17 protein-coding genes are annotated in these 13,796 nt (G+C 56.1%); 3 read left to right on the forward strand and 14 right to left on the reverse strand.

The window, feature by feature from the left end:
• Positions 1–23 precede the first annotated feature (23 nt).
• Genes BLT77_RS04195 through BLT77_RS04205 form a run of 3 tightly spaced genes read right to left on the reverse strand, consistent with a single transcriptional unit; the run spans position 24 to position 2,123 of the window.
• A complete protein-coding gene (locus tag BLT77_RS04195; RefSeq protein WP_090362539.1) occupies positions 24–689 on the reverse strand; it encodes a TIGR04219 family outer membrane beta-barrel protein in 666 nt (221 codons plus the stop codon).
• Between the two features lie 7 nt (positions 690–696).
• A complete protein-coding gene (locus tag BLT77_RS04200) occupies positions 697–1,665 on the reverse strand; it encodes a DUF2333 family protein (RefSeq protein ID WP_090362542.1) in 969 nt (322 codons plus the stop codon).
• Between the two features lie 14 nt (positions 1,666–1,679).
• Positions 1,680–2,123 (reverse strand): copper chaperone PCu(A)C, encoded by a 444-nt coding sequence (locus tag BLT77_RS04205; RefSeq protein ID WP_090362545.1) that lies wholly within the window; start codon positions 2,121–2,123, stop codon positions 1,680–1,682.
• A 60-nt stretch (positions 2,124–2,183) separates the two neighbouring features.
• Between BLT77_RS04205 and BLT77_RS04210 the strand changes: the two genes are divergently transcribed.
• On the forward strand, positions 2,184–2,921 hold the full coding sequence (locus BLT77_RS04210) for an enoyl-CoA hydratase/isomerase family protein (RefSeq protein ID WP_090362548.1): 738 nt from the start codon (positions 2,184–2,186) through the stop codon (positions 2,919–2,921).
• A 149-nt stretch (positions 2,922–3,070) separates the two neighbouring features.
• Here the strand turns inward: BLT77_RS04210 and BLT77_RS20180 are convergent, their stop codons facing one another.
• The 5 genes from BLT77_RS20180 to BLT77_RS04230 form a co-directional block, all read right to left on the reverse strand.
• Complete coding sequence (locus tag BLT77_RS20180) at positions 3,071–3,232, reverse strand: hypothetical protein (protein ID WP_176819175.1); 162 nt, start codon at positions 3,230–3,232, stop codon at positions 3,071–3,073.
• Entirely contained in the window at positions 3,217–3,417 is a 201-nt protein-coding gene (locus tag BLT77_RS04215; RefSeq protein ID WP_028114405.1) for a PspC domain-containing protein, read from the reverse strand. Before BLT77_RS04215 ends, BLT77_RS20180 begins: the two co-directional genes overlap by 16 nt.
• Before the next feature lie 105 nt (positions 3,418–3,522).
• Positions 3,523–3,810, reverse strand: a complete 288-nt coding sequence (locus tag BLT77_RS04220; protein ID WP_090362551.1) for a hypothetical protein — start codon at positions 3,808–3,810, stop codon at positions 3,523–3,525.
• A gap of 276 nt (positions 3,811–4,086) precedes the next feature.
• Complete coding sequence (gene dusA / locus BLT77_RS04225; RefSeq protein WP_090362554.1) at positions 4,087–5,082, reverse strand: tRNA dihydrouridine(20/20a) synthase DusA; 996 nt, start codon at positions 5,080–5,082, stop codon at positions 4,087–4,089.
• Positions 5,083–5,297: 215 nt separating this feature from the next.
• The gene (locus BLT77_RS04230; protein WP_090362557.1) at positions 5,298–5,708 is read right to left on the reverse strand and encodes a secondary thiamine-phosphate synthase enzyme YjbQ; all 411 of its coding nucleotides are present in this window, start codon (positions 5,706–5,708) and stop codon (positions 5,298–5,300) included.
• Here BLT77_RS04230 and BLT77_RS19965 point away from each other — a divergent pair.
• A complete protein-coding gene (locus BLT77_RS19965) occupies positions 5,695–5,880 on the forward strand; it encodes a hypothetical protein (protein ID WP_143026551.1) in 186 nt (61 codons plus the stop codon). The two genes, BLT77_RS04230 and BLT77_RS19965, sit on opposite strands and share 14 nt — an antisense overlap.
• A gap of 249 nt (positions 5,881–6,129) precedes the next feature.
• On the opposite strand, the gene BLT77_RS04235 is transcribed toward BLT77_RS19965, so the two are convergent.
• The 4 genes from BLT77_RS04235 to BLT77_RS04250 form a co-directional block, all read right to left on the reverse strand.
• Positions 6,130–7,047: a DUF5692 family protein gene (locus tag BLT77_RS04235; protein ID WP_090362560.1), complete on the reverse strand. Its 918-nt coding sequence runs from the start codon at positions 7,045–7,047 to the stop codon at positions 6,130–6,132.
• A 181-nt stretch (positions 7,048–7,228) separates the two neighbouring features.
• Positions 7,229–8,080 carry a hypothetical protein gene (locus BLT77_RS04240; protein WP_245709864.1) on the reverse strand — a complete coding sequence of 284 codons (852 nt, stop codon included), beginning with the start codon at positions 8,078–8,080 and terminating at the stop codon, positions 7,229–7,231.
• 46 nt (positions 8,081–8,126) lie between these two features.
• Entirely contained in the window at positions 8,127–9,299 is a 1,173-nt protein-coding gene (locus tag BLT77_RS04245) for a DUF5692 family protein (protein ID WP_245709865.1), read from the reverse strand.
• A 49-nt stretch (positions 9,300–9,348) separates the two neighbouring features.
• Positions 9,349–10,146 carry a hypothetical protein gene (locus BLT77_RS04250; protein ID WP_245709866.1) on the reverse strand — a complete coding sequence of 266 codons (798 nt, stop codon included), beginning with the start codon at positions 10,144–10,146 and terminating at the stop codon, positions 9,349–9,351.
• Between the two features lie 503 nt (positions 10,147–10,649).
• Between BLT77_RS04250 and BLT77_RS04255 the strand changes: the two genes are divergently transcribed.
• Complete coding sequence (locus tag BLT77_RS04255; RefSeq protein WP_090362566.1) at positions 10,650–11,210, forward strand: chalcone isomerase family protein; 561 nt, start codon at positions 10,650–10,652, stop codon at positions 11,208–11,210.
• 42 nt (positions 11,211–11,252) lie between these two features.
• Here the strand turns inward: BLT77_RS04255 and alr are convergent, their stop codons facing one another.
• Together alr and dnaB are read right to left on the reverse strand one after the other, a co-directional pair.
• Positions 11,253–12,335, reverse strand: a complete 1,083-nt coding sequence (alr, locus tag BLT77_RS04260; protein WP_090362569.1) for an alanine racemase — start codon at positions 12,333–12,335, stop codon at positions 11,253–11,255.
• 10 nt (positions 12,336–12,345) lie between these two features.
• Positions 12,346–13,746, reverse strand: a complete 1,401-nt coding sequence (gene dnaB / locus BLT77_RS04265; protein ID WP_090362572.1) for a replicative DNA helicase — start codon at positions 13,744–13,746, stop codon at positions 12,346–12,348.
• Positions 13,747–13,796: the final 50 nt, after the last annotated feature.

Consider the following 13,796-nt stretch of genomic DNA (forward strand, 5'->3'; position numbering starts at 1 on the left):
TTTTTTATGTCTTGAGTCTGGACTCAGAAGCTGAGTTCGACACCGGCAAACACCCCGGAAAACTCCAGATCGGCGTTGGTTCCCCAACGACTGACGTCAAAGCTGTGCTGGCGATAACCGCCCTTCACTGCCAGGTTCAGGGGCAGCATGTCCAGCTCCCATCCCAGGCCCAGTTGGTAATCACTGATGTCCTTGTCGTCGTACGAGCCCACAGACAGGTCGGTGTAGATAAACAGGCCGGTTCCGACCAGGTTAACCTGCCCTTTGGCGTATACCAGCAGGATACCGTCGTCGAGATCATCGCTGTTGAAGCCACCGTCGTTAAGCTTACCGCTGTAGATGCGGTAGTTGGCGCCCAAGTCCAGCTCGACGGCGCCGTTGTCCAGCAGCTCATAATAGGCAATGAAATCGGTGTTGGTCAGATCCGCACTCAGAGAACCACTGCCGTCGGCTTCCTGCTGATTGTGACGAATCATCACGTTCGGCACCAGTGGAATGAAGTGCTCAAACGCCACATAACCGCTGAAGCGGTAGCTGTCGTCCCAGCCGGCACCGCTGCCGTGCACATTGCCATCAACGCTGCTCTGCTGCAGATCCAGCCCCACTTTTACGCCCAGTGCATCGGCGTGGGCGCCCACGGAGATCAACGAGGCAATTGCGGCGGCTGCCAGACTTAGTTTTACACGCATTGTCTATTTACCCTTGAGTTAACAACTGTTTTAAGTCAATCAGTGCGGCATTGGCACGACTGATGTAGTTGGCCATCACCAACGAATGGTTGGCCACAATTCCAAAGCCACTGCCATTGAGTACCATCGGACTCCAGACGGTTTCCTGAGTGGCCTCCAGTTCACGAATGATCTGTTGCAAGCTGACGGTGGCGTTTTTCTTTTCCAAAACCTGTTCAAAATCCAGCTCGACCGCCCGCATGATCCCCAACAATGCCCAGCAGCTGCCACGAGACTCGTAGAACACGTCGTCGATTTTCCACCAGCTGGTTTTGACGATCTGGTCGCTGACGGTCAGGGTGGAACTGCTGGCGGAGCTGTCTCCGGCCAAGTCGGTATTCAGTCGGCTCTGGCCGACACTGGCGGACAGCCGTTGTGACAGGCTGCCCAGCCGCTTGTCCACCTGATCCAGCAATGCCACCAGGTTATCGGCACGGGCGTAGAACTGCGCCGTCGGCTGGGTGGGGTCACTGATGCGATCCCGGTAGGCACGCAGCGATGCCGCCCCCTCCCGGTACTGGGACTCAGCGGAGGGGATGATCCAGCTGCGATGATCGATATTGAATTTGGGCTGTGCCTTCTGCAGATCCGGATCGGCGGTAGACTGAGACTGGGACCGAGACAGGTCTTTACGCATCACCAGCGTCAGATCGCGCACCTGCTCCAGGGCGCCAAACTCAAACGCCGGCATGTTATCCATCAGCACCGACGGTGGCAATTTGTCGTTGGACAGGAAGCCGCCGGGCTTATTTAGCAGGGTTTCGGTAATCAGGATGGCGGCGGTGGTCGTGGCATAACCCGTGACCTGTGGTTCGCTGCGCAACTGCGCATACTCAATGGCGTCCGGCTCAATGCTCCACCATACGGCGATCAGCCACCCCAACAATACCAGGCCTACTGTGGACCCGATCACCCACTTGCGATTCAATGCAACCATCATGAACTCCCTACTTAGTGATTGTGGTGGGTCCCATGTGCCTTCATAGCGACCACCGGCAGCTGCACCTGTTGGCGACTGCCATTCTCGAAGGACAACTGGCAAGTCACCTGCTGACCGGCCTTGGGCGTATGGTGTATGGCCAGCAACATCAGGTGATCGCCACCTTGCTGAAGCTTAACCTCTTTCTCTTTCGGCAACGCGACCTTTTCGATGCGCCGCATCTTCATCATGCCATTTTCGGTCAGCATGGTATGGATCTCGGTCTTGCCGGCCAGATCACAACTCGCCCCCACCAGGGCGGTATCTTCGCCGTGATTGATCAGCGTCATATAGGCGGCGGTATTGGGCACGCCCGGTGGCATCTCTCTGACCATTCCCTGGACAATCTCAACCTGGGCAAACAGCGGTGTCGCCAGCAGTAACGCCGACCAAGCAAACAGTTGTTTGAATTTCATATGGCTTACCTTACACTTCCTTGGTATAAAAAATACTCACCTCCACGGAAAGGAACTGTTATGGCATCCACCATAGAATTGTCCCGTGACGGTCATGTCATGGTACTGACCATCAATCGTCCGGACAAGCGTAACGCACTGACTCAAGAGATGTATTGCAGTCTGACAACACACTTGCAACAGGCCGATGACGATCCCGAAGTGCGCGCCTACCTGATCCGTGGCCAGGAAGACTGCTTCACCGCCGGCAACGACCTGTCCTCCTTTCTCGATTCAGACTTCGGTGAGGAGAATGAAGCGGTGCGCTTCATCAAGACGCTACCGACCCTGAAGAAGCCGCTGATCGCCGCGGTGGCCGGCAGTGCCGTCGGCGTCGGCAGTACCCTGCTTCCCCACTGTGACATGGTCATCGCCGCCGACAACGCCAAATTTGTCCTGCCCTTTGTCAATATCGGCATCGTCCCGGAAGCGGCCTCCAGCACATTGATCCCGCAGATGTGCGGTGGTCCGCTGGCCTCGGAACTGCTGCTGCTGGGCGAACCCTTCGGAGTCGACAAAGCCAAGGCGGTAGGTCTGGTCAACTACAGCTGTCCGGCGGATCAACTGATGAGTCTGGCCATGGAGTACGCACAGAAATTTGCCGCCCGGCCGCCCGAAGCGATGCAACAGGCCAAGGCGCTGCTGAAGCTGTCCCAACCTCAAATGGGTCAGGTCATGCAGGCGGAGTTTGCGGCCCTGGCCGAGCGCCTGGCCAGTGATGAGACCCGCCGTGTGATTGGCGCGCTGATCAACAAATAATGGCCAATGCTGCATTTAGGTGGCCGAGCGCCTGAGCCGCGATGAGACTCATCAGGTGGTCGGTGCGCTGATCAACAGATAATGGCCCATTGATGCATTAAGGTGGCGGGGCCCCTGAGAGGGCGATAGGGACTCCGCCGAAATTGACACTACCGGCTTCGCTGCCACACCCAGCACGCCAGCAGCAGAATCGCCACCAGCAGCAGTGACGGCGTTCCGTAGTCCTGCCACCACCAGACCATGGCGGTGGCGTCCGTGATGGTGACCATGACCAGGCACACCACCAGCAGGATAATCAGTAATACCGGCATCGCCGCTTTGGCATCAGCAGGGATGCCACAATGTAGATCAAGGTTGCGGAAACAGGCTCTATCATCAGATAGACCGCGAACACCACCCGGCACCAAAACAGATTCAGGCCCCAGTGCTCACACAGGCCGGCAAATAATCCAGCCACCCACCCCTTTGCAGGGTCCCGCATTAATCGACTGCTCATGTTGCTCTCCTTAGTGTCGAGATTGATACCACCACACGCCCAGGGCGCTGACGCCCCACCCGGCTACCGGCAGCAAGCACAGCAGCGCGGGGGTCCAGCCGGCGATCATTCATCGTCTCCGAACTGACTGTTGGAAGCGGTCAAGTTGCTGTGATCGGTGATCAGCACCAGTTCGGTACACATCTCGGCAATACTGCGGGATGCCTCAGACTTCAGCTCACCATCGAGTTGCGCGGCGATGTCCAACCGCAGGGATGAGATCTGGGAAGACACGAACTGCTCGACTCCCTGTTCAATCTCATCTTGTGGGTTTGCAACCGCAGCACCAGACACCATCATCAGGGTGACCAGGGATACCGACAGCAGGGACTTCACTTTGATTGAACCTTCCATGAGTTGCTCCATTTAGGATGTTGGTTAATGACACTGATGGTTATTCAATCAGCGTGCCAACTTTTAAACCACTGATATGAAAAGGTTATTATAAAATCGACCGCGACGGGCTAGTGCGGATATGGGGAAGTAGGGAGGAATGTGGCGAGTTTCACCAACCGATGGTTAAACTCGCCAGCGAGGCTATTCCCGTTGCTCAGGGAATCGCCGAAAGGCACGCAGATCAGTTGGCGATCAAAAACGCCGCCGGACTGGCGGCGTTGTTAACTCGGTAACTCAGGCGTCAGCAGGCAACTCGCCGATGCACGCCATCGCCTCCAGCAACAATCCAGGCCCGGCATCGGCCAGGTGCGCTTTTTCGGACAGGGTACGACGCCAGCCACGGGCGCCAGGCAGACCGTTAAACAGCCCCAGCATATGACGGCTGACGTGATTCACCCGGCCGCCACGGGCCAGGTGACGCTCAATGTAAGGCACCATGGCTTCCACCACCGCCTGACGCTCCACTACCGGCGTGGTCTGACCGTACAACTCGGTATCCACGGAGGCCAGCAGGTAGGGGTTCTGATAGGCCTCACGCCCGACCATCACGCCATCCAGGTGTTGCAGGTGAGTCTGGCACTCCTGCAGGGTCTTGATGCCGCCATTTAGCGCCAGGGTCAGCGCGGGGTAATCCCGCTTCAACTGGTAGGCCCGCTCATAATCCAGCGGCGGGATCTCGCGGTTCTCTTTCGGGCTGAGCCCGGACAACCAGGCTTTTCGTGCATGGATGGTAAAACTGTCACAGCCGGCCGCCGACACCGTATCGATAAACTGGGTCAGGAACTCGTAGCTGTCCTGATCATCGATGCCGATGCGGGTCTTCACCGTCACCGGCAGATCCACCGCTTCTCGCATGGCAGCCACACACCGGGCCACCAATTCCGGCTCCGCCATCAGGCAGGCGCCAAAGCGGCCATTTTGCACCCGATCCGACGGGCAGCCGACATTGAGGTTGATCTCGTCATACCCCAACTCCTGCGCCCGCTTGGCACACAAAGCCAGATCCGCAGGATCGCTGCCACCCAACTGCAGCGCCAGGGGGTGTTCCTGCTCGTTGTAGCCCAGATAATCGCCCTTGCCGTGGATGATGGCACCGGTGGTCACCATCTCGGTGTACAGCAGGGTATGACGGGACATCAGCCGTGCAAAATAGCGGTAATGACGGTCGGTCCAGTCCAGCATGGGGGCAACGGAAAACCGGCAGTTGTGTTCAACCTGACTCAAGAGCATGACACCTATAACAATTTCACTCAGACCATTCAGTTACCGATGGCCAACCTGGGCCACCACTGTTCGGCCACCCGCGGCCCGACCGGGCCAGGGGCGGGAGTATACCAGAGCCGGGCGACACTGAAAAAAGCCAATCGCCCCTCTACTCAAGGGCGATCGGCGCCTTCCTGCTTAACTCCTTGTCAGTACAAGGATTGCCGCCAACAGAGGCTGAGTCAGCCCATCAGGGTGGTCAGCAGTCGCCGCGCCCCGCCCTGATCCCGGTGCTCACCGAGGTAGATCCCCTGCCACTGCCCCAGTCCCAGTCGCCCCTGGCGCACCGGCAGCAACAAGCTGGTGCCCAGCAGGCTGCTCTTAATGTGGGCCGGCATGTCGTCGTCGCCTTCATAATCGTGGCGAAAATAGGGGCTGCCATCGGGCACCAGGCGATCAAAGAAGGCGCTGAAGTCGCCCCGAACCGTGGGGTCGCAGTTCTCATTCAGGGTCAGGCTGGCCGAGGTGTGTTGCAGCTGCAGGTGCAACAGGCCACTGGACAGCTGCGCCAACGGCAGTGCCTCCTCAATCTCGTCGGTGATCAGGTGAAAGCCCCGCGGCCGGGGGGACAGGGTCAGCATGCGCTGGTTCATGGTGGCACTCCATCGTAATCCTTGTCCGGGCATGATGGCCACTCGCGCCCGCCAGGGCAAGTCCATCCGTCGTCGCCAACACCGTCAGGGGAGCATGGGCTGGCCCATTCACCGGCCAACGACTCAGCCACTGACCTTTTTTAGCGATGAAAGCCCCGAGGATTACCCCTAAGTTACCTCCATGGGTTTGACCGACAACGCGCTTGTTCAGCTGGCGAAGACTATAAATCATGATGCGGCGAGCACTCTTGCTGCTCCTAGCGCTGCTCCTGTCCCCCCAGCCAGCGGCCTGTGTGACTACTGGCGGGATCGACCCAGGAGTTAGGAGCGGCAACAGACAGACGCGTAGAGAAACGGCCGGCTCGTTGGGACCCATGCAAGGCGAGCCGGCCGTGATACAGCTAAGGTGTTATTGGTGTCGCTACCGCGACGCCGCCACCTTTTGATAGGCAGGAAGATGCTGATACAACTCATCTTTCATAGGGTGGAGCTTAGCCTGGGCAATGCGACGGAACTGATACACCACCAGGGCCACATTCGACGCCAGCGCAATGGCGGAGACCCACCACAGGGCTTGCGGGTTGTTGGAGGCCTTGACCGCAAACATCGAGGTATCCACAAAGCTCGGGAAGCACATGACGAACATCATCCAGAACCCCAGGGTGTGAGCCCGGTGCTGCAGCCAAGCCCCTTTTCGCATGAAGAAAGCCGGAATGGTGCAAGACAGGAGCAAGGCCCCACCGGCATAAAACGCATGATCGCCGACGCAGTTGTAGACGTAGGCAAAATTCCACAGATCGTAGGCAACGATCCAGAACCACAGCATGTCCGGCCACAGCATATCCTTGAACTTGTCATTGCTGATGAAGATGCCGGCCCAGCCACAGATGGCGATGATATTGAGGATGCCGGCCACGCCATTCATGATGTTCCAGACGCCGCCGGTGATCATGATGCCATCCACCATGCCGTTGAAACTGAAGCACTGGAAGTCGCGAACGACGGCCTCGGCGATGTTAATCGCCAGGATCGCAGGCGGGAACATCAGCACCCACTTCTTGTCCGCCGCTCCTTTGATGTAGCGAATGGCCATGAAGCCGACGCAACCCGCCAGCGAGGAGTAGACCTTGGCCCAGTGGAACCAGGTACCGACACTGGATCCTTCTGCCGAAGTGGTTTTCGGCCACACAGTAAAGGTCAGAATCAGCGGCAGAACGATAAAACAGGCGATACCGGCCCACATGCTACGGCGGGAGATTTCGTTCAACAGAATCAACGCCACCAGCACGCCCAAAAAGGCCGCCCAGGAGTACCAGGGAATGGGTTCAAACAGAAACATAATGCTACCTCGTCAAGGTAGGGGTGACCGCCGGGACGCTAATAGCGGCGGCCACCCATTTCAGCTCTCGCCGGGTGAGGATGAACCCGGCATTGACCGAAAAGGAGAGTGGGTCTCTTTGCCAGCCCGGACACTCAGGAGACGGCGACTCCCGAGCCGGCAAAGATCCCACAGGGGTGGATTAGAAGGCGTAGTTGTACTCAACCCAGAAGCTGTCGTTCTTGGCCGTCGAGTAGTAGGTACGCACGTTTTGCTTCTTGGTCAACTGGTAAGCGACAGACACTTCAAACTCGGTGGCGTCCATCTGCAGACCGCCATCCATCACGTCGTCATCCCAGGACTTACCATTCAGCTCCATGGTGTAGCGGTAGCTGGCCAGCATCCACCACTTGTCGGTGAACTTCCAGTTGACGTACACCATGGCGGTACCAATGGTTGAAGCGATGTCGACGCCGCTGCTGCTGCTGTCGGGCCATTCAGGGTTCAGATCCTGAATGTTGTCATCCATGATCACGCCACCCACATACAGGATGGGCCAGATCAGAATCTTATCGCCCACGGGAATGGTGGCCACCGGACCGGCCTGAATCACCGAGGTGGAGCCAAAGAAGGGGTGATCCGCAAACACGGCGTCAACCGAGAAGCCCAGGCCGTTCTTGGTATTGATGGTGCCATAGCGCAGACGATAGGAACGGTTGCTGGCCTTACCCTTGGTCTTCACACCCACCGGGCCGACACTGCCATCGGGGTACTGACCATAAGCGATGCCACCGAACTTGTCGTTCTTATCGCCTTCGTTGAAGATGTTTTTCATCTCAAACAGGATGCCGGACTTCTGAGCGTACTCTCCTTTATCTTCCGACAGTGCCATCATCCCTTTCAGGTTGGCTCCTTCGGTACCGTAAGACGCACCCAGATAGGTATACACTTCAGTGGGGCTCCCCATATTGGGGGCGTCTTCCACGGCGTCATCCGCTGCCAGTGCACAGAAACTCATTGCGGCTAAGGTGAGAGCAATCGTCTTTTTCATCATAAACTCCATCGAGATTTTGTATTTATATAATCAGTGCCTAATAAAACTAACTAGCCATTTCTTGTTGTAATCTGTAATTACGCCATTTCGCTCCATATACCTGAATGAACAAAATAGTGTTCAGCAGGAAACTCAAGAAACCAATTGCCAGCATCAATTCATCATTACGTGGCAACATCACAACGTTACTTTCGTACATCGCGGGGTTGGTGAAGTAATACATAAATGACAGGGCAAGAGTAAACGCTCGAGCCTGCAACCAAGTTCCCTTAGTAATAAGCAATGAAGGAATGGTCGCTGCGGTCAACACCATAAATTGAGCGGTCGCGGAACCCGGGAAGTTCAAATAAACAAACGCAAAGTTCCAAACGTCGTAGGCGATAATCCAAAACGTGGTCATGGCCGGCCAAACCATGTCTTTGTCTTTGGTTTTAGCCGCCTGAATTTGCGCCCATCCGGTCAGGGTAATAATGGAGAAAATACCACCAATTGCATTCAGTACGTTGGCCGTATAGCCCATGCTGAAATCCTGAAGTACCGCTTCAGAAATATTCAAAGCCAGGAAGCCCGCCGCACAGAATTTCGCCCATTTCATCTCTCCGACCTTGGTGTACCGAATCAACGTAAACAGCACACAGGCACCCACGACCGAATACAGCTTCACCCACTTGAACCAGTAGCTGACGCCATAACTGGCCCACAGGGGAATCAGCACAATCGGCAGAACAAAGAAGATCACCACTGTCGGCCATTTGTAGCGGCGACAGATTTCGTTCATCACCATCAGGCCGATCAGGACGAACAGCACATGAGCGTAAGCGCGCACCTGTACCCATTTATGACCGGTAAACTTCTTATTGCCCTTCTCATACAGGAAGCGGTCAACCGCCACCATTGGCATCGACACATCATCGAAATCGCTAATGATCTGGCCGCTGCTGCTGGTGATGGTCAGTTGCTGATCTTGAACCTGCCAGCGCTTCTGTTCGACAACGTTATGACCACCGTACTGCTTGGTCACAGTAACCTGGTTGTCAGCGGCAAACTCCATGCGGAAAAAAAGACTTCCTTGTCCAGGATCCCCATCCATGGTTCCTTGCCAAATCTGACCAACCAACTGGTCTTGAAAATCAACTCCTTCCAGATCCGTTGCCATGGCCGCCGGGGTCAGCAGCAACATCAGCATCATCGCCTGAAATGCTTTCACTAATCTGTTCATGCTATCGATTCCCTGACGGGGTGGTGGTGGCCACCCCGTTCCTTACCTATTAGGCTGTTACAGGCTTCTGACCAGAGGCGATCGAAGGCTTTTGCGTCTCAAGCAGCGGGCTGCTCTCCTCGGTTCTGGCGTCCACTACCAGCGGCGGTGTTCGATTGCCATAAGGCGGTTCCTTACCTCCTTCAGCATTGGGCTGACGGAACTTCTTGAAGTAGTAAATCAGGTAAGCAATGTGCAGTACGGCGTTGGCCACACCCCAGAACATCAACACGTTGTCGTTGGCCCAGTGGGTGGAGTCCATAACGTCGGCAAAGGGGTCGCCCATGGCACGTACCAGGATGTGGAACGCCAGAGTGTAGACTCGGGCAATGATGTACAGCTCAGGCCGGCCTTTAATCAGCGGGTACAGCTCGGCCGCCATCAAAATACAGAAGGAGCTGGCGAAGTAACCAGGGTTCTCGCCGTAGACAAACGCCATATTCCAGGTGGTATAGAGGAAGTTCCAGGCGGCGGTGGAGAAGAACAGAAGGTCGTTTGGCGCATCTTTGCCAATCAGCCAGTACTGACGCTTACCGTTTTTGTATTTTGGCAGCGGCATGGTGGCCAACAACACACAACCGGCAATGAAGTTAAAGTAGTTCTGGGTAACCAGATCCTTAACGGTTGCCTCGGCAATGTTCAGGAACAGGACGCCATACAGACACCACAGCACCCAGTCTTTTCGGAAAAACTTGAGAATTCGGTTTGGATTATCGTAATAGAGATAAGCCAACCTCGCACTGCCCACAATAATGGCAGTCGGAATCAATACACTGACGGTTTTGGCCCAGCGGAACCATCCATCCAAGTTATCAGCCCACAACGGAGCGGTAAGTAAAGAGAGCAGCCAAAATGCAAAAGTGAATCTTGGTGTTCTTCTCATCATCTCTACTAATACAAGTAGAAATACTATGTAGCCAACCATCGAAACGATGTAGGTGGAAATTGGTATGCCCATAACCAACCCGTCCTCTTTTTATTATCCCAAACAAAATTAGTGTATTTACTCTAATTCGAGGTCTGACCAGATAACGTGACTGAGATCAAGCTATGGATTTCTTCATTAAAAAGGTAAACGCAATGTGAATCGAACCACATTCTTTAACACGAGGCCAATCAAAACAACTTGAATAAGGGTTGGAAACAGAGTGATCCACCACAATACCAAGACAACGCGGGAGTGGGTGCTTTTTGATAACAATTCAAATACAAGCGACACCAACAGCGGACATAAAATTGATCCAGGTCAGAAAAAAAACAAATTAGAGCATATACTCTAATCGAATCTCCTCCAATCAATCGGTGGCTATCATGCGTAAATTGTTAACTGCGGTTCTTCCCTTATCTTTGTGCCTGAGTGCGCCCGGCTGGGCATTAACTGTGGCCGACGTCAATATTGACGATACCCTGAATATCCAAGGCATTGAAATGCCACACAGGGGTGCCGGTATTCGTAAAAAGTTCTTTATGAAGCTGTATGTCAGCAGCCTGTATAACCAGGACAGCCTGCCCGCTCAGGAGCTGATGGAAGGCAAATCCGCTGCCGCCATTCAGCTGGACATCATCTCCTCAATGATCACCTCAGAGAAGATGACCGCCAGTATGGAGGAGGGGTTTGAGCAATCCGCCGGTGACCGTCTGCCGCAGATTCAGGATAAGGTTGATCAGTTCACCGCCGCCTTCAGTGAACCCGTTCAGGAGGGGGATCGATTCCGCATCGTCTCGCTGCCGGAAAAAGGCGTGGAGTTGCGTAAGAACGGCAAATCATTGGTGGCCATCGAAGGGGAAACCTTCCGCCAGGTGCTGCTGGGAATCTGGCTCGGTGACGATCCGCTGGATGACGATCTGAAAGAAGCGATGCTGGGGGAGTAGACCTTAGCAATGCAAAAAAAAGCGGCCCGATGGCCGCTTTTTTTATTCGACATACTGATACTGGACCCGCGCGGTGGTGCTGCACAACAGCTCATAGGGAATGGTGGTGGCGCACTCGGCAATCTCCTCCACCGGCAAGCCCTTGCCCCAAAGCACCACGGGATCGCCCACTTTCACCTCGGCGTCACCGATGTCCACCGTCATCATGTCCATCGACACCCGCCCTGCCAGAGGCAAGCGCTGACCGTTAATCAACACCGGCGTGCCACTGACGGCATGTCTGGGGTAGCCATCACCATAGCCCATGGCGATCACCGCCAGACGGGTATCCCGGCCGCTGCGCCAACTCTGACCGTAGCCCACCGGCTCACCGGCCTTAAGCTCACGTACCGCCAGTACCGCGGTTTTCATGGTCATCACCGGCTGCAGCTGGAAATCCTGGGGCCGTCCGGCAATCATCGGCGACCCGCCGTACAGTGCCAGCCCGGTGCGCACCCAGTTGCCGTGCGCCGCCGGCCACACCAGGGCACCGGCAGAGTTAGACAGAGTCCGTTCGCCGGGAAGATCCCGGGTCAGTTGGTTGAACAGGGCGATTTGACGGGCCGTCTCCGGGTTTTCCGCTTCATCGGCCACCGCGAAGTGGGTCATGAAGTTAATGTCCCCCTCCAGGTGGGTCAGGGCACTCAAGCGCCGGTAGATAGCACTGAACTGTTCAGGCTGAATTCCCAACCGGTGCATGCCGGTATCCAGTTTCAGCCAGATGCGAATCGGACGGCTGAGCACCGCCCGTTCCAGCATCGCCACCTGCTCGACATCGTGAACCGCCACCTCCAGGTTGTTGGCCGCCGCCAGCTCCAGATCCTCTTCCGAAAATACCCCTTCGAGCAGCAACATCCGGGCAGAGATGCCCTCATTGCGTAGACACAGGGCCTCCTCCAGCCGGGCCATGCCAAAGCCGTTGACTCCGGCCTGATCCAGCCAGCGGGCCAGGGTGGTTAACCCATGGCCATAGGCGTTGGCTTTTACCACCGCCATGATTTTTGAGTGGGGAGCCAGCTTTCGCAGCCGCTCCAGATTATGCAGCAAGGCATGGCGGCTGATCTCAGCCACAGGGGAGAATCGCACAGCAGATTCCTTATTCGTCGTATTCGAAGCCACCGCCGGCGTAGCTATCAAAGCGGGAGAACATCCCCTGGAAGGTCAGCGGCACCTTACCGATGGGGCCGTTACGCTGTTTACCGATGATGATCTCCGCGGTACCCTTTTCGGCGGTGTCGGGGTGATACACCTCATCCCGGTAGATAAACATAATCAAGTCGGCATCCTGCTCAATGGAACCGGACTCACGCAGATCCGAGTTCACCGGTCGCTTGTCGGCCCGTTGCTCCAACGAGCGATTCAACTGCGACAGGGCGACAACCGGCACATTCAGCTCTTTGGCCAACGCCTTCAGAGAACGGGAGATCTCGGCGATCTCCAGGGTCCGGTTGTCCGACAGTGCCGGCACCTGCATCAGTTGCAGGTAATCCACCATGATCATCGACAGGCCGCCGTACTCCCGGGCAACCCGGCGGGCACGGGAGCGCACATCGGTGGGAGTCAGGCCGGAGCCGTCGTCGATGTACATCTTGCCCTGCTCCATCATCAGCCCCATGGTGCCGGACACTCGGGCCCAGTCTTCATCATTGAGCTGACCGGTACGAATCTTGGTCTGATCCACCCGCCCCAGCGACGCCAACATACGCATCATGATCTGTTCCGAGGGCATCTCCAGAGAGAAGATCAGCACCGGCTTGTCTTCATTCATGGCCGCCTGCTCACACAAGTTCATGGCAAAGGTGGTCTTACCCATGGAGGGACGGGCAGCAACGATGATCAGATCCGAAGGCTGGAACCCGGCGGTCATCTTATCCAGATCCGCGAAACCGCTGGAGACCCCGGTCACACCGTTATGAGGGTTACTGTACAGCTCCTCAATCTTATCAACGGTTTTCTCCAGAATGCTCTTGATGTTCTCCGGGCCTTCGTTGGCACTGGTGCGGCTTTCGGCGATCTTAAACACCTTGGTTTCCGCCAGATCCAGCAGGGCGCCGGAGTCGCGGCCATCGGGATTGAAACCGGCGTCGGCGATCTCATTGGCCACCTTGATCATCTCGCGTACCACCGCCCGCTCGCGCACGATTTCGGCGTAGGCGACGATGTTGGCCACACTGGGGGTGTTGCGTGAGATGTCGGACAGATAGGCGATCCCCCCGACATTATCCAGCTCACCGAGGCGGTTGAGCTCTTCGGAGACGGTCACCAGATCCAGCGGATGGCCGTTTTCCAGCAGTTGCGACATGGCGGCATAGATAAACTGATGGCTGCGGCTGTAGAAGTCCTCTTTGACCACCCGCTCCGCGACCTGATCGAAGACGTCGTTATTCAGCATCAGGCCACCGAGGACCGACTGCTCCGCCTCCAGAGAGTGAGGAGGAATCTTCAGCTGATCCACTGTCTTTTGCCGTTTGTCGTCGCGCTGGCGCGTTTCTGCCATGTTAAACCCGTTACACTCAATGCGTTAAATTGGTAAGATTTCCCCTTTCT

Source organism: Ferrimonas sediminum (assembly GCF_900100175.1).
GTDB classification, from domain to species: domain Bacteria; phylum Pseudomonadota; class Gammaproteobacteria; order Enterobacterales; family Shewanellaceae; genus Ferrimonas; species Ferrimonas sediminum.

What these genes read in the sequence shown, in the direction of transcription:
- BLT77_RS04200 (WP_090362542.1), bottom strand. Translation starts at nt 1,665, where the DNA reads ATGGTTGCATTGAATCGCAAGTGGGTGATCGGGTCCACAGTAGGCCTG.
- dusA (WP_090362554.1), bottom strand. Translation starts at nt 5,082, where the DNA reads ATGCTCTTGAGTCAGGTTGAACACAACTGCCGGTTTTCCGTTGCCCCC.
- BLT77_RS04220 (WP_090362551.1), bottom strand. Translation starts at nt 3,810, where the DNA reads ATGGAAGGTTCAATCAAAGTGAAGTCCCTGCTGTCGGTATCCCTGGTC.
- BLT77_RS19965 (WP_143026551.1), top strand. Translation starts at nt 5,695, where the DNA reads ATGCGCTGGTTCATGGTGGCACTCCATCGTAATCCTTGTCCGGGCATG.
- BLT77_RS04245 (WP_245709865.1), bottom strand. Translation starts at nt 9,299, where the DNA reads ATGAACAGATTAGTGAAAGCATTTCAGGCGATGATGCTGATGTTGCTG.
- BLT77_RS04235 (WP_090362560.1), bottom strand. Translation starts at nt 7,047, where the DNA reads ATGTTTCTGTTTGAACCCATTCCCTGGTACTCCTGGGCGGCCTTTTTG.
- dnaB (WP_090362572.1), bottom strand. Translation starts at nt 13,746, where the DNA reads ATGGCAGAAACGCGCCAGCGCGACGACAAACGGCAAAAGACAGTGGAT.
- BLT77_RS04210 (WP_090362548.1), top strand. Translation starts at nt 2,184, where the DNA reads ATGGCATCCACCATAGAATTGTCCCGTGACGGTCATGTCATGGTACTG.
- BLT77_RS04195 (WP_090362539.1), bottom strand. Translation starts at nt 689, where the DNA reads ATGCGTGTAAAACTAAGTCTGGCAGCCGCCGCAATTGCCTCGTTGATC.
- BLT77_RS04230 (WP_090362557.1), bottom strand. Translation starts at nt 5,708, where the DNA reads ATGAACCAGCGCATGCTGACCCTGTCCCCCCGGCCGCGGGGCTTTCAC.
- BLT77_RS04255 (WP_090362566.1), top strand. Translation starts at nt 10,650, where the DNA reads ATGCGTAAATTGTTAACTGCGGTTCTTCCCTTATCTTTGTGCCTGAGT.
- BLT77_RS04215 (WP_028114405.1), bottom strand. Translation starts at nt 3,417, where the DNA reads ATGAGCAGTCGATTAATGCGGGACCCTGCAAAGGGGTGGGTGGCTGGA.
- BLT77_RS04205 (WP_090362545.1), bottom strand. Translation starts at nt 2,123, where the DNA reads ATGAAATTCAAACAACTGTTTGCTTGGTCGGCGTTACTGCTGGCGACA.
- BLT77_RS20180 (WP_176819175.1), bottom strand. Translation starts at nt 3,232, where the DNA reads ATGCCGGTATTACTGATTATCCTGCTGGTGGTGTGCCTGGTCATGGTC.
- BLT77_RS04240 (WP_245709864.1), bottom strand. Translation starts at nt 8,080, where the DNA reads ATGATGAAAAAGACGATTGCTCTCACCTTAGCCGCAATGAGTTTCTGT.